The sequence below is a fragment of the Streptomyces sp. NPDC008092 genome, assembly GCF_042957285.1.
In the GTDB taxonomy this organism is placed as follows: domain Bacteria; phylum Actinomycetota; class Actinomycetes; order Streptomycetales; family Streptomycetaceae; genus Streptomyces.
On the sequence record NZ_JBIBHY010000001.1, the window covers coordinates 689,321 to 707,478 of the forward strand.

Here is an 18,158-nt window from a genome sequence, read left to right on the forward strand (position 1 = left end):
AAGGCCGGTCCCTGGCGTTGTTCGAAGATCGCTGCGAACAGGTCGACGCCGCCGCTGGAGTACCCGCTGACGTGCACCGGGCGGAAGCCCTGGCCGACGAGGTCGTTGAACCTCTGCTGGTACTGGCTCGACGTCAGACCGTGCATTGCGTGGAACGTGGATCCGGGGGACTGCTCCCAGATTGCGGCAAAGCGTTGCGTGTCGATCGCCTCCAGCACACCCGCCACCGTGGCGTCGCGGTCCTCTTCGCTGATTTCACGGAGGCCGTCGCGTAGCTCGAATATCACGTTCGAGGCGTCGCCGTCGTCCTGGATCCGTAGCACCGTGGAGCCGAGCTCGGTTTCCACCACGGCCGCGGGGGCGGCGACCCCGCTCTGGGCGTTCGGATCGGCGGAGGAGTTGCCCCAGTGAACGCGTACTTCACCCGCGGGTGAACCGTCGGGGTCCTCCAGTCGGTAGATGACCTGCCCCCCGGCACCAGCCGCGAGTTCGTCGGTCTGGAACTCCCAGTCCCCCCTGTCGCTGATGAGTTGCGGCGGACTCGTGGTCCACTCACCGCTATCCAGGTGCATCGCGGTACGCCTGAGCTTCAGGTTCTGGTGGGCTGACCCTCTTGTCAGCGTGGCGTGGTTGTTGAGCGTGACATGCGTTGATCTGGTGGTCATCGCACTCCCCTTCCGGTGAATTGTCCGAAAAATGCCATCATCTCCACGCTACGCGTCGGTGTCTGCCTGCGCGCGGTGGCGCCAGGCGTGCTCGAACACCCTCTGCAGTCATCGCCGAACACTTCAGGCGAGGCCGGCCACCGCCTGGCGGTCCGCACCGGCCGCCATCGGTCCCGCACCGTGGCCACCGCCGCGGGGCCGGTCGACGTCGTCGTCCATGTGCGGGCGGACGGGGTGCATCGGCAGGCGGGGCTCCGGCAGGTGTACTCGTGCGTGCCGGTCCTTCCCGGGGTGTGGCTGGACGGCAACAAGGAGTTGATCGCGCTGTCGGAGGCCTGCGGGAGTCCGCCGGGCCCTGGGCCGACCTGCTGCGCGACCGTTGTCGACGCGGCATGTGCGACCCGGAGCTGGTGATCGGGTACGAGGTGATGGAGCCGTGAAAGGCGCCTGGGGAGGTGATCCCTGCCGCCCGGCATGTGAGGTGCTGGGCTCACAAGGTCCGGAATGTCTCGAACGCTCGGCCGAAGTCTGCGCTGCGGGGCGCGACATGGGCGATTCGGCCGCCGGACGATACGGGTGTGGCCGGGAGCGACCCGGCCGAGCGACCCGGGGGCGCGGGCGCGGTGATCAGCCGGTGTTGTTCCTCTCCGGCTCTGCGGCAGGTGTCCGCGTCGAGGGTGAGGTGTGCTTCGCGGAGCGACTCGCTCAGGGGCAGGGGTTACTGGACCTCGGCCGGCCGCCACCGTACGAACCGTTTCGGGGCCCACGCGTCCAGTTGGCCGGTGTGGTTTTGACTTGCAGGGAGCCGGCTGCGCCCCCCACTTGACGTGCACCTGTTGGCTGGCCGTCCTACGCTGGGAAGGGGAGTCTTTACTGGAGGCCGGGATGACCAGCGGTAAAGCCTTCACGGGTTCAGAAAGCGCGAAAAAGCCCAGAGGGAGCGTCGCTGTTTTCATACTCCTGTGGATCGCTTCGCTCATGCTCAGGCGCACGCTGACGCCAGATGAATCGAAGGGCGATCACCCCTGCGAGCCGACCCGGCGAAAGAACGTGGCTCAGCTCCCCAAAATGCCCACGGAGCTGTCCAGGACTCACAGAACAGCCTGGCGCGAGCGAGCTGCCGCACGCGTTCTCTTTCTGGAACAGCAGGCAGATCGTGAGAGGTGCCGAGCGGTCGGGGACCGGGCTGATCAATGTCAGCGAGAAAGGACACTGGAGGGGATCGCGCGGCAACTGGAGGAGGCGAGGAACGCCATCTCCGCGCGGCGCCGCCCCTTCTCCGGGGCCGCAGCACTCGAGAGGACCTGGGCCAATGTGCGCGCGACCGACGTGATGCTGCTCACGCTGTGTGCGGAAGAAGACCTGCCCGGCCGAAGTGCCGACGTACTGAGCCACGTTGAACAGCATCTTCTCCCCGCCGACCCGCTTCGGATCAAGGTGAGTGCGGTCGCGGAGCGCATGGGGACGAAAGGACCGCTGCCGGGGGACCGCGTGCTTCTCGCCCTCGCTCTGAGTGCCTCGTACGACGGGCTGGACGCCGAATTCAGCAGAGTTCGCAGCCTCAGCCTCATTCTGCGGGTGGCCACCTTCTTCGTTCTGATCGGTGTGTGCGGGCTCGCAGCCTGGGGCTGGTACTGTCCTGATTCGCTCAACATGTGCTTCCTCCCTGAGGGGAAGAAGTTCGCCGCATGCCCTTCCGGGGAGGTTCCCCTGAACCCGGAAAGCGTTCCGAGTGACTACGCCCAGCGAGTCGACGTTCTTGTCACCGAGGCAGCAGGACTGGCTGGTGCGGCTCTCATGGTCATTGCGTCCCTACGCCGGATCCAGGGGACAAGTAGTCCTTACATGCTGCCGCTTTCGGCAGCCCTGTTGAAATTCCCCACCGGGGCTCTGACCGCGTTCATAGGAGTCCTGCTCATCAGGGGTGCGTTCGTTCCGGGTCTGAGCGATCTGGATTCCAGCCCGCAAATAGTGGCCTGGGCCGTCATTTTCGGCGCTGCCCAGCAGCTCGTGACCCGCTTCGTCGACGAACGGGCCCGCGAGACGCTGTCGGACGTGGGACGCCCGTCCCCTGACCCGGAACCGGACGGCCTGAAGCCCCCGAAGCCGTGAAGCCGCCTCATTCGCCGAGATGACTGCCGATCGATCGGGCAACCTCGGCGTGGGCCAGGTACTCGACAATGCTGTGCGCCCGTTCGCGGGCGTTGACGACAGCGAGGTCGGACAGTCCGTCCGCCCAGTCGTCGCCCAGCGGGCATCCGATGGCCACCGCGTCGGTCGGGCACCAGGCGTTGAGCCAGTCCGCCACGATGTTCGGACGCTTCGGCCCGCCGACGAGCAGCCTGCTGTACACATTGTCCAGGCCGAGGGGGCTGCCGGCCGTGGTCAGATGGACGAGGTCCACTCCGGGGGACAGCCGGGTGGTGAGATCCAGGCCGACGACCGTGCCGAGGCTGTGGCTGACGAGCACCACTTCCCCGGCGTCCGGCATCGTCTCCAGTACGCAGTCCAGGACCTCGTCGCGGATGCGCCGGTCGTCGAGGTACGCGGCCACGTCACGGAAGACCAGGGCGATGGCCCAGGCATCGAGGTCGCTCCTGGCGGCCAGCCACCCCAGCTGATTGTGCAGGGCCCCGACCAGGTCGTCCAGGCCGATGCTTTCGGTGGCGAGCTGGCCCTCCTGAGGCATGGCCCACTTCGTGGCCGCCTCGCCGATGATCTCCTCGTACACCGCGCGGGCAGTGGGGCCGGCGGGCGCGACCGCCTCCGCCGCCCTGGCGGTCGGCGCCTCGGTGAGGTGGGGGACGGCCTCGTGCGCGGTCAGGGCTTGCACCAACCGGTCGCCGTAATAAGGGAACCAGACGTCCGCCGGGTCGACCGGAGGGAGCCCCGCGCGGACGAGCCCCTGGTTGAGTCCGGCCGCCCATTCGCGGCGCAGTTTCTCGGGTTCCTTGCCTTCCTGGGAGCGACCGTGCAGGAAGACCAGATGCCGTGTGCCGCCGAACGCTCCGTCCCGGGCACGCAGGCCCGCACGCACGGTGGCCTTCTCGGCGGCCGGGCGCGCCGCCGCGACGGCGGGAGCCGGGGCCGTCACCGGGCCGGCGGCGGGAGCCGGAGCCGCAACCGGGCCGGCGGCGGCCTCCGCGAGGTGCAGTCCCGACTCCGGGCCCATCGCGGCCAGCAGCTCCCGCTGCCGGGAGGCGAGGGGCACGGCGGCGAGGTGTTTCAGGATGGAGCTGACGCGTACGCCCTCGTTGGACACCCAGTCGATGGCGTCGTCGCCGTCGCCGGGCTGCCAGACCTGGCCGTCACGGCGCAGGACCCGGCCCTGCCCGTCGGTCCTGGGCACACCGCTGTGGTGGAGCGCGACGACCTCCCACTGGTCGTTGAAGACGGGAGAGCCCGAGTTGCCCGGCTCGGTGTCCGTCTTGTAGTGGAGGAAGTCGTCGAGGCGCACCTGGAGCATGTTGTCGCGGACGGCGATCTCCTTGAGCCGCCCCATCGGATGGCCGATGACATTGACCGGTTCGCCGATCACCAGTTTTCCCGGCTGCGCGCTGAGCCGGTTCCAGCCGAACGTCTCCCCTGCGGGCCGCGGGTCCGGGCCCGGGGCGACCAGCACCAGGGCGAAGTCGAGGCGTTGGTCCGTGACGAAGAACCCGGCCGGGTCGAGTTCCAACCGCGTCGCCGGCTGGGCCGTGTTGTCGACGGTGACCTGGGCGTCGAACTCCACGAAGCACTGCCGGGCGGCCTCCGCGTCGGTGAGCACGTGATGGTTGGTCATCAGCAGGTTCGGCGACACCAGGAAGCCGGTGCCGAGAGGCAGTTCACGGCCGTTCTCGCGCACCGAGATCCGGGCGACGGTGCGTGCCGCCCGGGCGCCTCGCGGCAGGAAGCTCCAAGCCTGCAGTTCCTTGGACACCCCGAGGATGCGTTCGTAGGCGGCGGTCGCGGCCAGCGGTTCTGCCCGGACGGCTTCCACCACCATGGCGGCGGGCACCGCCTGCCGGTCCAGCAGCCGGGCCGCGCGCGCCGCGAGTGCCTCCTCGGAATCCGGGAAGGCGACCCCGGCGTCCTGCTGCTCCTCGACGGCCCGCCGCTCGTCGCCGCTCTCGTCGTACCGCGTGGCGGCCGCCGTGACCTGGCGCTCCCGTTCCTCGCGGGACCTGTCCGTCGTTGCCATGTCAGGTCACCGGCATTCCGGCGGTGTGCCACGGCACGAAGGCGTTCGTCAGCCCGGCGAGAGCCGCGCGCAGTTCCGGGTGGTGGCGCAGGAGCACCGTTCTCATGCTGTTGTCGTCGATCCAGGCCATACCGGCCTTGGAGTACACCTCGGGGGTGTAGTACTCGGTGAAGAAGCGGTCGCTGTTCAGCCGGCGTGAGGCCATCAGGATGAAGATGCGGAACGCCGTGTCGCTGAAGGCGAATCCGGCCGGCAGCTTCTCCGCGTACAGCCCGACCATGAGGTCGACCTTCTCGATGTCGCCGTCGTAGAGCCACTGGATCTGTTCGGCCCACGCCCGGTTCTCCGTCAGCTCCAGGAAGTTCGCCGCCGGCTTCAGCCGCAGCAGCCGCCGGAACTCGTTGTAGCGGGGGACGCCCAGTTCCCGGGAGCGCAGGATGTCGGTGGCGGCGAGGTCCTGCAGTTGCCCGTCGGGGCGCTCGAACTCCTGCAGGAACCTGGGGAAGTTGTGCAGAGTGACCAGTCCGGGGTGGAGTGTGCCGAAGCTGTAGAGCAGATCGGCCATCGCGGTGGTCTCCAGGACCTTCAGCGCCCCGGGGCCCGCGATGTCGCGGAGGGAGCAGTGGCGCAGGCTCGTGTCGTCGGCGGCGGAGCGCAGATGCCACTCGTCGCGGATGAGTGGGTGCATGCGGTAGACGGCCACGAATTCCTCGGTGAGGGAGTACGGGACGCCGTAGTGGTCCGTTTCGCCGCCGGGGATACCGCTGACGACCTCGCTGTCGCTGATCCGGCCGAAGAGGTCGTGGACGCGCTCGCCCGCGATCCCCCACCAGTTGGCGCGCAGTGCCTTGACGGTGGTGGGGTGGCTGATCACGGCCGGTGTCCACTCCACCGTGTGGATCTTGGCGAGGAGCGCGGCGTTGACGAGCCGGGCGCGCTGGAAGAGCTCCTCGTCGTTCCAGGACGGGTAAGCGCTGTGCAGGTGATCGCAGATCGCGTTGTGCTCACGGGCGAACAGGTCGTGCATCATGGCGAGGCCCAGCCAGAAGCCGGGGACGTGCGAAGGGTCCCGGGAGGGGTCCGAAGGGACCGGGGGCTGCTCGTCGTCCCACAAACGCAGCTTGCCCCGCTCACAGGTGCGCATCAGATGCTGCTCGGTCTCGTTCGCCCCGTAGATCTGCGACGCGTCCCACCAGTGGGAGGACACGTTGACGCGGGTGTCGGGCGTCCCGGCCGGTGCCTGCGGGTCGCGGGTCGGGTCGTCCGGTGTCCGCATGATCCGCATGGGGTGTTCCGGCCACGGGTCGTCGTCCATGAGGGGTACTTCCCAGGGCCGTTCCGTGGGGCTGGTCCCGTGGCTGAACCAGTCACGGACCATGAACTGAAGCCAGGCGGCGACCAGCGAGTTGACCGATTCGGCGGGGATGAGCTCGTCGCGGGTGAGCACGGCGCGGCTGACCTCGCGCGGGTTCGGCGTGGACAGTACGTCCTCGGGTGCGGTCGGCGCGATCCGGTCCAGCGGGATGTTCCGGCCGAAGCGGGTGCCCGCCATACCCATACGAGGCTCGGCGAGGTCGTTGTGGCTGCCGTCGGCGGTCCGGTTGACCTTGTGGGTCTCGGAGGGGGGCGCGGGATCCGGCAGATTGACCGAGGGCAGCCGATCGGCGTCGTAGAGGTTCTTCTGCCGGAGCCTGACGCGCAGTCCGAGGAGCGCCAGCAGGCCCGCCACGACGGGCAGTCGGTCCCAGCCGATGCGCCGGTCCACGTATTCGGCGCCGGCGGTGACGATCCGCCAGGGCAGTGACGTACGGTATCCGGCGTCGGAACGGCCGGCGGCACCTGGTTGCTTGCTCATCGAGGTCCTCCTCGGGCGGTTGCGAGAATCGCGTCGCTCGCCTTCTCGCTGATCATGTAGATGGGGGCGGCGACGAAGAATCCGGGAATGCGGGGGAAGACCGAGGCGTCGACGATCCGTAGGCGGTCCACTCCGCGCACCCGGAACTCGCTGTCGACGACGGCCGAAGGGTCGTCCGCCCGTCCCATCCGGCAGGTGCAGGACGCGTGGTGTCCCCAGGCCTCGTCCTGCACGAAACGGCGGATGCCGTCACGTCCGGCGAACTCCTCGCCGGGCCACAACTCCTCGGAGATCACGGAGCCGGCCCTGCGGTTCATCTCGCGCACGAACTCGACTGCACCGGCCATGGCGTCGAGATCCACGGCGCCCTTGTCCGTGCCCTCGCCGAAGTAGTGGAAGTTCACCAGCGGGGTGTCACGGGGGTCGGTGGAGCGCAGCCGCACCCGGCCCCCGGTGTTGTGGGTACGGCTCTTGAGGATGGCCCAGGTGAAGCGGTCCTTGTGGAGTGTCAGGTCGTGGGAGTAGCCGGGCCGGTAGCCCCGGAAGTCGAAGGGGCCGCCGAAGATGAACAGGTCGGGTTCGTCCAGCTCCGGACGGGACATGCGGGTGATACCGACGACGGCACCGTTCGTCGTGTACAGACCTTCGCCACGCCGCCAGGCCCGGTAGCAGCGATCCGGTTCGGTCCCGGGCCGTGGCGTGTGGAAGTCGCAGTCCCCGAGGACCGGGAACTCGCGGTCCATCCGGCTGACCACGCCGACCTCGTACCGGTCCTGGAGATTCCCGCCCACGCCTTGGAGGTCGACCTTTACGGGGATGCCGTGCCGCCGCAGCTCCTCACGCGGTCCGATGCCCGAAAGCATCAGCAGCTGGGGCGTGTTGAAGGCACCCGCGGCCAGGATCACCTCGTGGGAGGCGAGGACCCTGCGCAGTCCGGGTGGCCCGGCGCCCGGCCGGCTCGCGGGGTCGGCCCGGTAGGCGTGCGCCCCGTCCAGATAGTCGACGCCGGTCGCGGTGCCGTTCCCGCCCAGTACGATCCGGGCTGCCAGCGCGTTCGTACGGACCACCAGATCGCCCGGATGGCTTCGCTGTACGCCCTGGATCCGCTCGCGTACGGCGCTGCGCCGTCCGTTCGCGGTGGAGAGGGGGATCTGCCACAGCCCCTGCAAGGCACGCGTCTGCGCCCGCCAGTCGTTGGGGTCGACGAAGGAGCCGAACCCCTCCAGCGGGGACAGCGGCCGGTCGAGGAAGTCGGCCAGCGTGTCCTCCGCCGCCGAGAGGACGACCTTCAGCAACTGCTCGTCCTGGACAACCAGTTCGGGGTCGGCGAGGGTGGTCGGCAGCCAGCCGTCGAATCCGTGGCGAGCGTCGTTGCGGTACCGGGCGCCCGTGACGGGCAGGATCTTCAGCAGCGCCGCCAGCAGCGGGTTGGCGGGCGGCTCCTTGGGCCTCGGCCGGTAGGTGCAGCGTTCCAGCCGCTCGAAGTACCCTCGCATGGCCGTGCTGTGCCACGTCACGTCGCCGGTCTCCTCCGCGATCGCGTCCCAGTCGCGGTTGTACGGATAGACGGTGATGAGCGCGTGGTGCGCGGTACAGCCGCCGACCGTCCCGGCACGCGGGTAGAGGATGCCCCGTTCGGGGACGAGTTTGCTGTCGCGCTGTTGCTGCCGATCGTCGGCGTAGTGCCGTACGAAGTAGTTCCAGCACTGGACGGGGTCCTCGGAGGCGTCCGCGTGGAAGGCGGGCACCAGGTAGTTGTCGTTCTCCGGGGCTCCGCCCGCGTCGAGCAGCAGGGTGCGCATGCCCGCGGCGGCGAGGTTGGCCGCGAGCGGTCCGCCGCCCGCCCCGGCGCCGACGACGACGTAGTCGAAACCCGTCTCGGCCGAGGCGACGGCGCCGGGCCCATTCGTCACTTTCGCCTCCCCTGCACCGGGTTGGCGAGCGAGGTGGCGGCCAGGACTGTGTTGACGGCCGAGATGAGTGTGGTCAGCGCCGCGGTACGCGGGGGAAGTCGGCCGCTCAGGCCCAGTGTGGCCGCCGTCGCGGTGTCACTGCCGTGGATCAGGACGCCGTCGCGGAGGTCCTCTCGCAACCGCTCGTCGCGGTTGGTCAGCAGATCGATGCCGAGCAGGATCGTACGGATCCCGAAGAGCCGGAAGGCGTACACGGCCGCCGGACTGGGGGGCTCACGATCGGGGTCGAGGCGCCGGATGAGCAGGCCGGGTGCGAGCAGTCCGGTGACTCCGTTGAAGAGCCGGATGCCGGCGAGTGCGTAGACCGAGACAGCGCGAGGCCCGGGTTTTTGGGTGGCCATCATGTCTCCTGACGGTGCTGTGATTCTTGCGGTGACGGGAACCACCGCCGAACCCCCGACGAGGGAGAAGACACCCCGGAAGCACTCCAATTACCACATTATGGGAATCGCGGCTCCCCTGCACCTTGAGTCCCAGGGCTTCAGCAGGGTCTCCGACGTGCATGCGTGTCCTTACGGCTCAGGTCGGCAGTCCGGTTGCGGGCCATTCGTGGGGGCGTAGCGTGGAGTTGATCTGTCCTGCTCCGACTCTGGAGGCGGCGATGTTTCTTCGATTGCTGCGGCGCCGTAGGCCGCGTCAGCTGGTTCTTCTCGGCAACGGCCGTCTGATCCGGGGTTTCAGCGGCGGACTCTACGACGGTCACGGATATCAGTCCTGACACCGTTCACGGCGAGACCCTGGAGGATGTGCGGTGGCAGAGGACACCGATGCCCTGGCAGCCATGGCAAGGATCCTGTCATCGCATTGCCGTGTCAGCCGGCTGTCCGATGGAGTGCTGATCGCCGACTGGAAACGGACGCGCTTTCTCGGGATGGCGGCGGCGGACGTCCGGAAGTTCGCCGAGGGAAACCCTGAGGAACGCGCCGAGCTCGTCACCGTTCTTGTGCGGGCCGGATGCGCCACGGGTCGCCGAAAGAAGCACGAGCACGCGGACGGCGGCGCCGTCGGGCTGTGGCTACGTGGAGTGCACCTGCTCATCCGGACCCTGGGATTCGGGCGTGTCCTGCGACTGCTGTCCTTGGCCGCCCCGGGTTACGCCCGTGCCGACCTCCCCTCCGTCCAGGAACTCGGACGCCTGAAACGAGCGGTGCAGACACACAGCCGCAGCAGCTGGTTCGTCAACGGCGACTGCAAGTCCGAGGCCGTGACCGCCTTCCTCCTGCTACGGCGGCGCGGCCTGAAGGCCGTACTCCACGTCGGTGTCCGCGAACACCCCTTCGCCCTGCACGCCTGGACGGACTCGGCCGGCGTGTGCATCCCGGACGCCGATCCGCGAGGGCACGCCTACACACCGGTGCTGTCGATCGACTGCGGGGGACGGTGACATGGATGCGCTCCGCCTCGATTGGGCCGACGGAGCACCGAGGCTCCGGACCTCCGACGCCATGAAGCGCCAGGGACTCGTGACGACAGTCTCCTCGCCCGCCGGCACCGCGGCCGTCGTCGGCTGGGTCGGCGCGGCCCGCGACCGGTCGGCGGGCGCACACGGCCTCCTCGACGCCTACGCCACGAAGGGAGCCGCCCCGCCGCTGCCGACGGGCGACTACGCGGCCGTTCTGGTCTGCCGCGACCGCATCCTTCTGTTGCGCGACGAACAGGCACGCATCCCGCTGTTCTTCCGGGCGTCGGATGGCCTCGTGCATGCCGTGAGCACCTCCGCCCGGAGTCTGGGGAACGCCACAGAGCTGGATCCCCGCTACTTCTGCCGCTACCTCACCGGGAACTCGGCGCAACCGCACACGGACCTCACGCCGTTCGCCGGGGTACACCGCGTGCTCGGCGGAGAGGTGGTGGAACTTTCCCTCACCGGGCAGTTGCGCCGTCGTACGCTGCGACCCGTGCGTCGGGCCACCGACCCGCCCGCGCCGACGGCTGACCTCCACCTGGGTGAGGCCGCGCAGGAGCTGCGCCTGGCTCTTGAGAACGCCGTCGCACGCCGTCTGGGCACGACGACGGCATGCCATGTATCCGGCGGCACCGACTCCACCAGCGTTGCGCTGCTCGCCGTGCGTCTGCTGGCCGAGAGGCGAGTCGGCCCTGGGAACCTGGTCCTGCTCGGCGGGCGTTTCTCCCGCGGAGAGCTGGCGGCGGAGCAGCCGTACCTCGACATCGCGCTGGAGGAGATCCGCCGTCACGCACCAGCGGCGTGCCCGGTCATCGTCGATGCCGACGACGTGGCCGACTTCGACGACTTCCGGCACCACGCGGGAGACGCGGACGAGCCTCATGCGCACGCGTTCCGCGCCCCGTTCTGGAGCAGACTCCACGGCGCGGCCGCGGAACTGGGCTGTGACACCCTTCTGACCGGCTGCGGGGCCGATCCCGTCGCCGACGCCAACCCGTTCCACCTGCACAGGCTCGCCCGTACGGGCCGGCTGCGGCAGATGACCCAGCAGGCACGCGCCTGGGCCGCGGGAAGCGAGCGGGGCCTGCGGGACGTCGTCCACGCCTACGTGGTCCAGCCGGCTTTTCCGCTCACCACCGAACGGATCACCGCATGGGTCCGCGGCGGGACGGTGCTGGGCGGTCTCGGCACCTTCAACCGCCCCCGATGGCTGCGGCCCGGATTCGCCCGGGCTCATGGCTACCGGGAGGCCGGTATCGCGGAGAGCCGCTTCGTGTTCGGGCGCAGGCCGGAACAGTCGCTGTACGACGCCGCCAACTACGTAGCCGCTCCCGACCTGCTGTCCTGGCATCGCGTGCGAGAGGACGGGTTCTTCCTCTCGCACCCTTTCCTCGACCGGGGGGTCGTCGCCACGATGAGCCGTCTCCCCGTCACGGCCACGTTCCGGGCGGGCCGTCCGAAGGCGGTTCTGCGTGAGGCCATGGCGGACCTGCTCCCGGCCTCGATCAGCGGCAGGGCGGTCAAGGTCCCGTTCGACGACCTCTATGCGCGCGGCCTGCGGGCACACGGCGACGAACTCATCGCCCTGTGCCGCTCCGCCGGGCATCCGCTGGTCGCGGAGATGTTCGACGTCGAGACGCTGTGTCATGCGGTACGGGAGGCTCGGCTCGGCATCGGTGACGCGTACTCCTGGGACCGGATGAACAGCTCGCTCGCGCTGGTGGCCTGGCTGGAACGTCTGCCCGTCAGCGCTGGCTCTTGATGTCCCACAGGTTCCGCACGTAAGGGCCCGTGCGGAGTTCGACGAGGCCGTACCGGCTTGTCACATCACGTTGTTCCGCAGAGCCGGCGACGCGGCCCTCCTCGCCGTGGCGCGTGATGGACGTCACCACTGTCGCGCCGTGCTCGCCGAACCTCCAGTAGACGGTCGCCCAACGCGCATCCCGCGTGTACTCGTCGACCGCGTTGTTCTCGTGCACCCTGGCACGGTAGACGAGGAAGTCGATGCCCTTTGTCCGTTGTTTCTTCACCCATTCGGGGACCTTTTTCGCGTTCCAGGAATTCGTCAGAAAATGGAGCGGTGGCTGCAGCTCGATCCGGTCCTTGCGCGCGAGGTTCGCGGTGGCGTAGAACGTCACCTGGTCGTACGGCGTGTTGATGGGCAGTTGTACCACCAACCGGGTGGCGAAGGTGTCATTCGACTCGATCCAATAACCAAAGGGCATCCACGGTTTCGCCTCCAGCAGATCGCCGGCCTCGTGGATCTCCTTGCGAGAGAGCGGGTTCATTTCCGAGGATTTGCTCCACTGGTCGGCATCGGTTCGCCACTGCTGTTGCAGCCGGTCCTTGGGGCTGAGCTGCACCCGTTGCGCCATCGCGTGGAATTCGGAGCCGAGCACATAGAAACTCCTCTCACCGCGGTTCTGGAAGGTGATGTCGACCGGTACGGCGAAGGCCTTGCGGTCATTGCTCAGCACCGCTTTCCCCATGGACAAGGTGATGACGGGCCTGGTGTCACGCTCGTTCGGCTGATAAAGGTTCTGGTAGCCGAAATTGGCGACCGCGATGACTGAGGGAACGATCACCGCGACGGCCACCCGCTTGGGAGTGGGGACCATGACCGACGTCCGCCACACCGTGAACGCAGCCGCCGCCGAACCCACCGAGAGCACGGCGAACACCGACTTGTAGTACGTGGAGTCGCCGTCCTCCCACGTAGAGGCCAGCATCATGACGTTGGCCAGCAGGGCCGTGAACGCGCCGACCAGCGCGACCAGGCCGGAATAGGGGAAGCAATGCTGGATCCAGTGGTCGGGCACGGCGGCGGCGCCCAGCAACGTGGTGAACGAGACCACGAGAAGAACGGCACCGGTGAACCGACCGGGGAAGGTCAGGGCATGAAGGACGTCCGCGAGGCCGAACCGGGCCAGCAGCACCGTCGTCGTGAGAAGGACCAGCTCGATCAGCGCCAGGGCCACCCTTGACCGCCAGGTTCTCAGCGAGGGCCGTCGCACCTTGGGGCGCAAGCCGCCATGAGGCTTGGGGGGAGTTGGCACCTGATCATCTCCTTGGGCCGCCGGTCATGCCGTTGCGCAGACGCACGTCTGCGGCGCGTCCGCAGAGGAGATCCGCCGCCGCGCCGGAGGTTTCGAGCATCATCGTCCCTGGTGAGCAAGCGTCTCTCCATCGGGACGCGCCCGGGCGTGGGCATCGGGTTTTGGACGGCTCGAAGCGCAGATGCCGTCCTGCGGCGTTGCCCGTGGCTCCGACCCTGGAGAGCTGCTGACCGGCGGCGGCCTTCTGGTCGGCGAGCTCGTGCATACGGCGGTCGACCTAGGACAGGCCTTCTCCGCGAGGTTCGCTCGGTGCGGGAGCGGCGGGCGCAGCCACACCGGGGGTGAGCTGGTCGATCACACGCGCTGTCCTCCCAGGTCCCTCGACGCCGACCTGGTCAGCACCTGTCCGGGCCAGGAGATCCACCCGCCCAAGGACTTCTGCGGGGTATGGGGCCCGATCTTCCATCGCGGCCGACTCGAAGGCAGCGCCCTCGTCCTCGTCCCGTGAGGAGCCGGCGTGTCTCACGCGCTGCAGCTTGACGAGACACGCCGGCGGGCCGCCTGGTCAGTCCCAGTGGATGTCGGCCAGGTCATCCAATGGCGTCCGCTCAGCCACCGTCTCGGGCACGAGCAGGTGGTCGCCCTTGTGAAGGGCGGTGGGGAAGCGGATATGGGCTCGTTCCTCGACCTCGTCGAGGGTGATCTGGAAGACGCGGAACTCGCCGAGGTCCAGGGTTTCGAGCTGGTCCAGGTTCTGCGTGAGCAAGAACGCCTTGGCTTTCAACTCGCCTCGCTCGACGAAGGCGATGACCTTCCAGAACTCACGGGGGATCTTCACGTCCCGGTAGACGCGGTCGTCGTCCTGGAGGACCGGCCCACCGAAGACGCTCACCTTGAGGTCGTCGACGTCGACGTCGGCGAAGACGGCATCCTCCAGCTCGCCCCACAGGCCGTTCTTGGCGCTCTGGTTGAAGTCGTCCATCTGCGGGGTGATGTTGGTGTAGAAGAACGAGTCGGTGTTCGCCTTCTGTGCCTCGGGCATGCTGCCCCAAATCAGGTCCGCGCGGCGGGCGATGTGGCCGCGGTCGAGCCGGTTGGCCTCGTACAGTTCGTTCCCGACCTGTGTGTTCGCGGGAAGTCGCGGGTCCTTGGTGAAGGGTATGCCGGACCGGCTGAGCTTCTTGAGGCTCCCGCCGTCGATGTTCCAGCCCACCCAGAAGGGGAAATGCCGCTTCTTGCTGAGGGCCAGCGAGTAGTGCGTGTACGGAATGACCTCGGAGCCACTGAGGCGTATGGTGTCCCCGCTGATCTCTGCGGTCAGCTGCGGTATGTCGATCCGCTCGCTGAGGAAGTCCGGGTTGTAGCCCTGCAGGGGCTGTACCTCCTCGGGAGAGGGCTGCTGCAGGGTGATGTCGAGCTTCTCGAAGACGGAGCTGGAGAGGCAGGCCAGCGCGTGGTCGTCGGGGTCGCCGGCGCTTTCACCGCCGAAGTGCAGGCCGGCGACGACCTTGCTCGGTCGGCCGTTCTGCTTGAACAGCCAGACCGCACCCGAGTCGCCGCCGCTGCTGATCTGCTTGTCTGCCGCCGGGTGCTCGTTGTCGGGCCCGATCTCGAAGCAGCCGATGGTTTTCTCACCGACGTCGCCACCGTAGTCGATCTTGGCCATCGTGTGGATACGGCGGACGATCCCGTGGGTGACGCCCGTGGTCCGTCCGCTCTTGACGACCTTGTCTCCCAGAGCCGGCTCACCCAACTCCTGGGGTGCCACGTCAAGTCCCAAGATCTTGGGATCGACGCTCCGACCCTCTTCGATGGTGGCCACGGCGCAGTCGCCGGCCGGGCCGAGGTGGGACCGCCTCAAGTCGCCGAGGCGGTTGCTGGAGATCTGGTTGTCGTCGAACCGGCCGGGTTGGACGACTTCCTCGCCCAGCTGACCGTCCGGGCCCTGCAGTACGTGCCAGTTGCTGAGCACGTACGGGGTGCCGTCAGCCCTGTCGAACACGATGCAGCCGATGGTGCCGGCCGTGACCGTCACACCGCCGACACTGGCCCCCGGGGCTATGGGGTTGAGACGGGTCTTTCGGGGAGGCTTCTCAGCCTCCGCCACCACCCGGAAGTGGGGCTGGTAGCTGCGTTCGATGACGTCGGTCGGCACCTCCACCCCGTCCACCGCGATCGTCTCCGGGATCCGGGTCGTGCCCAGCGCCTCGAGGGCTTCCGGCTCGGCCTTCCTGTTGACCGTGAACTGCAGTGCAATCTGTTTCCCTCGGGTGCCGTTCCTGAGCTTGTGACCGATCCCGACGGACGACACGTTGGGGTCTGCGAGCAGGTCCGGACCCCGCGTGCGGATGTACTGCTTCAGGGACTCGATCAGCTTGTCCTGGGAGGGCGCCGATTTCCTCGGCGCCGACGCAGTGCGGGTCTTGTTGTTGGTGGGCATGAAAAGGAGACGTCCCTTCGCGGAGGAGGGGGAACGGCTCGCGCAATGCACCACGGACCAGTCAGAGCAGGTGCGGTGTCGCTGCGAGCGTCCGCCGGCCACCACTCATCGAAACAGGGATGCGCGGCATATGTATTAATATAATGACCCAAAAGGGGCATGGCTTTGAGGCCCCTAGTAGGGCAGGTCCTCAAGGGATCGGGAAGTGAGTACCCCGCCTATCCGCCGGCCCGTATCGTTCGAAGGCACAGGCGCCCTGTGGGATGACCGGGCGCCATAACCTGGCTCTGACGCGCCGGCGGCGGGTTGGGTGCCTTGGGGAGCGCATGGGGATTCCGGCTCCGGGGTCTCCGCGGTGCCGAGGTCCGGCAGTGGGCTCAACCCCCTCTCCGCCTTGTAGGAAGTTCCCTCGTCGACGCGTAACGTGAAGCCCCATGAAGATCCTCATCAGCGCCGACATGGAGGGCGCCACCGGGGTGACCTGGCCCGGCGACGTGCTGCCCGGCGCGCCGCAGTGGGAGCGGTGCCGGCCGATGTTCACCTCCGACGTCAACGCCGCCGTCCTCGGCTTCTACGACGGCGGCGCCGACGAGGTCCTCATCAACGAGGCCCACTGGAGCATGCGCAACCTGCTCCTGGAGCAGCTCGACGACCGCGCCCAGATGATCACCGGCCGCCACAAGACGCTCTCCATGGTCGAGGGCGTCCAGCACGGCGACGTCGACGGCATCGCCTTCATCGGCTACCACACCGGCGCCGGCATGGAGGGCGTCCTCGCCCACACCTACCTCCCCAACTCCGTCACCGGCGTCTGGCTCAACGACGTGCGCGCCAGCGAGGGGCTGCTCAACGCGCACGTCGTCGCCGAGTACGGCGTCCCGGTCGTCCTCGTCACCGGCGACGACCTGGCCTGCGAGGACGCCCTCGGCTACGCGCCCGAGGCCCGCAAGGTCGCCGTCAAGGACCACGTCTCGCGGTATGCGGCCGTGTGCCGGACGCCCGCCCGGACCGCCGCCGACATCCGCGCCGCCGCCAAGGACGCGGTCCAGCTCGCGGTGCGGCACGAACCCGTCACCGGTGGGCCCTTCACGATCGCCCTGGAGTTCGACGCCGAGCACCTCGCCCTCGCCGCCACCGTCGTCCCCGGCGTGGACCAGGTCGGCGAGCGGAAGGTGGCGTACACCGAGGGGACCATGTACGACGGCATCCGCACCTTCAAGGCGGTCACCACGATCGTCTCGGCCGCGGTGGAGGAGCAGTATGGCTGACCAGCAGGCACTCGACGAGGTCGTCCGGTTCACCGCCGAGCTGATCCGGATCGACACCAGCAACTTCGGCGGCGGCGACTGCCGGGAGCGGCCGGCCGCCGAGTACGCGGCCGAGCGGCTCGCGGAGGCGGGCCTGGAGCCGATCCTCCTGGAACGGACCGCGGGGCGCACCAACGTCGTCGCCCGCATCGAGGGCACGGACCCGACCGCGGACGCGCTCCTGGTCCACGGTCACCTCGACGTCGTACCCGCCCAGGCCGCCGACTGGAGCGTCGACCCGTTCTCCGGGGAGGTCCGCGACGGGGTGGTGTGGGGGCGGGGCGCCGTCGACATGAAGAACATGGACGCGATGATCCTGGCCGTGGTGCGGGCCTGGGCCCGGGAGGGGGTACGGCCGCGCCGGGACGTCGTCGTCGCGTTCACCGCCGACGAGGAGGCCAGCGCCGAGGACGGCTCCGGGTTCCTCGCCGACCACCACCCCGAACTGTTCGAGGGCTGCACCGAAGGCGTCTCCGAGTCCGGCGCCTTCACCTTCCACGACGGCACCGGACGGCAGCTCTACCCCGTCGCCGCCGGGGAGCGCGGCACCGCCTGGCTCAAGCTCACCGCGCGCGGGCGGGCCGGGCACGGCTCCAAGGTCAACTCCGAGAACGCGGTCACCCGGCTCGCCGCCGCCGTCACCCGCATCGGCGAGCACCGGTGGCCGCTCCGGCTCACCCCGACGGTCTCCGCCGCCCTCACCGAACTCGCCACGCTGTACGGCATCGAGCCCGACCTGCACGATGTCGACCTGCTCCTCGACAAGCTCGGCCCGGCCGCCAAGCTGGTCGAGGCCACCGTCCGCAACAGCGCCAACCCGACCATGCTGAACGCCGGTTACAAGGTCAACGTCATCCCGGGCGAGGCCGTCGCCTTCGTCGACGGACGCTATCTGTACGGCACCGAGGACGAGTTCCGTGCCACCCTCGACCTCCTCACCGGCCCCGACGTCGACTGGGAGTTCCACCACCGCGAGGTCGCCCTCCAGGCACCGCTGGACTCACCGACGTACGCCCGGATGCGCGCCGCCGTCGAGGAGTTCGCCCCCGACGGCCACGTGGTGCCGTACTGCATGTCGGGCGGCACCGACGCCAAGCAGTTCTCCCGGCTCGGCATCACCGGCTACGGCTTCGCCCCGCTCAAGCTGCCCGAGGACCTCGACTACCAGGCCCTGTTCCACGGCGTCGACGAACGCGTCCCCGTCGAGGCCCTGCACTTCGGCGTCCAGGTCCTGGACCGCTTCCTGCGCACGGCGTAGCACGGCACAGCGCGGC

The 18,158-nt window shown here is 68.7% G+C and carries 12 protein-coding genes; 5 read left to right on the plus strand and 7 right to left on the minus strand.

Translation table 11 applies throughout. From position 1 onward, the window contains the following. The coding region (locus ACFZB3_RS02800; protein ID WP_391368559.1) for a hypothetical protein at positions 1 to 665 on the minus strand (665 nt) is incomplete at its 3' end. Positions 666 to 1,550: 885 nt separating this feature from the next. On the opposite strand from ACFZB3_RS02800, the gene ACFZB3_RS02805 reads away from it, so the two are divergent. After that, positions 1,551 to 2,777: a hypothetical protein gene (locus tag ACFZB3_RS02805; protein ID WP_391368562.1), complete on the plus strand. Its 1,227-nt coding sequence runs from the start codon at positions 1,551 to 1,553 to the stop codon at positions 2,775 to 2,777. Positions 2,778 to 2,784: 7 nt separating this feature from the next. Here ACFZB3_RS02805 and ACFZB3_RS02810 read toward each other — a convergent pair whose 3' ends face one another. From ACFZB3_RS02810 to ACFZB3_RS02825, 4 genes are read right to left on the minus strand one after another with little or no spacing between them, the layout of a single operon-like run. Then, the gene (locus ACFZB3_RS02810) at positions 2,785 to 4,848 is read right to left on the minus strand and encodes a trypsin-like peptidase domain-containing protein (RefSeq protein ID WP_391368564.1); all 2,064 of its coding nucleotides are present in this window, start codon (positions 4,846 to 4,848) and stop codon (positions 2,785 to 2,787) included. 1 nt (position 4,849) lies between these two features. Beyond that, positions 4,850 to 6,703 carry a peroxidase family protein gene (locus ACFZB3_RS02815; protein WP_391368567.1) on the minus strand — a complete coding sequence of 618 codons (1,854 nt, stop codon included), beginning with the start codon at positions 6,701 to 6,703 and terminating at the stop codon, positions 4,850 to 4,852. Further along, on the minus strand, positions 6,700 to 8,616 hold the full coding sequence (locus tag ACFZB3_RS02820; RefSeq protein WP_391368570.1) for a GMC oxidoreductase: 1,917 nt from the start codon (positions 8,614 to 8,616) through the stop codon (positions 6,700 to 6,702). The genes ACFZB3_RS02815 and ACFZB3_RS02820 overlap by 4 nt, the downstream gene beginning before the upstream one ends. Then, positions 8,613 to 9,020, minus strand: coding sequence for a hypothetical protein (locus ACFZB3_RS02825; RefSeq protein WP_391368573.1), 408 nt, complete (start codon positions 9,018 to 9,020; stop codon positions 8,613 to 8,615). Before ACFZB3_RS02825 ends, ACFZB3_RS02820 begins: the two co-directional genes overlap by 4 nt. Before the next feature lie 437 nt (positions 9,021 to 9,457). Between ACFZB3_RS02825 and ACFZB3_RS02830 the strand changes: the two genes are divergently transcribed. Together ACFZB3_RS02830 and ACFZB3_RS02835 are read left to right on the plus strand one after the other, a co-directional pair. Further along, on the plus strand, positions 9,458 to 10,060 hold the full coding sequence (locus tag ACFZB3_RS02830; RefSeq protein WP_391368576.1) for a lasso peptide biosynthesis B2 protein: 603 nt from the start codon (positions 9,458 to 9,460) through the stop codon (positions 10,058 to 10,060). A 79-nt stretch (positions 10,061 to 10,139) separates the two neighbouring features. Further along, positions 10,140 to 11,843, plus strand: coding sequence for an asparagine synthase-related protein (locus ACFZB3_RS02835; protein WP_391368579.1), 1,704 nt, complete (start codon positions 10,140 to 10,142; stop codon positions 11,841 to 11,843). On the opposite strand, the gene ACFZB3_RS02840 is transcribed toward ACFZB3_RS02835, so the two are convergent. Both ACFZB3_RS02840 and ACFZB3_RS02845 read right to left on the minus strand, forming a co-directional pair. Continuing rightward, complete coding sequence (locus tag ACFZB3_RS02840; RefSeq protein WP_391368582.1) at positions 11,827 to 13,059, minus strand: hypothetical protein; 1,233 nt, start codon at positions 13,057 to 13,059, stop codon at positions 11,827 to 11,829. The two genes, ACFZB3_RS02835 and ACFZB3_RS02840, sit on opposite strands and share 17 nt — an antisense overlap. A gap of 643 nt (positions 13,060 to 13,702) precedes the next feature. After that, positions 13,703 to 15,577 carry a DNA/RNA non-specific endonuclease gene (locus tag ACFZB3_RS02845; RefSeq protein ID WP_391368585.1) on the minus strand — a complete coding sequence of 625 codons (1,875 nt, stop codon included), beginning with the start codon at positions 15,575 to 15,577 and terminating at the stop codon, positions 13,703 to 13,705. Between the two features lie 434 nt (positions 15,578 to 16,011). On the opposite strand from ACFZB3_RS02845, the gene ACFZB3_RS02850 reads away from it, so the two are divergent. Both ACFZB3_RS02850 and ACFZB3_RS02855 read left to right on the plus strand, forming a co-directional pair. Beyond that, on the plus strand, positions 16,012 to 16,845 hold the full coding sequence (locus ACFZB3_RS02850) for a M55 family metallopeptidase (RefSeq protein ID WP_391368587.1): 834 nt from the start codon (positions 16,012 to 16,014) through the stop codon (positions 16,843 to 16,845). Next, positions 16,838 to 18,142 (plus strand): M20/M25/M40 family metallo-hydrolase, encoded by a 1,305-nt coding sequence (locus ACFZB3_RS02855; RefSeq protein ID WP_391368590.1) that lies wholly within the window; start codon positions 16,838 to 16,840, stop codon positions 18,140 to 18,142. Before ACFZB3_RS02850 ends, ACFZB3_RS02855 begins: the two co-directional genes overlap by 8 nt. The last annotated feature ends 16 nt before the right edge of the window (positions 18,143 to 18,158 follow it).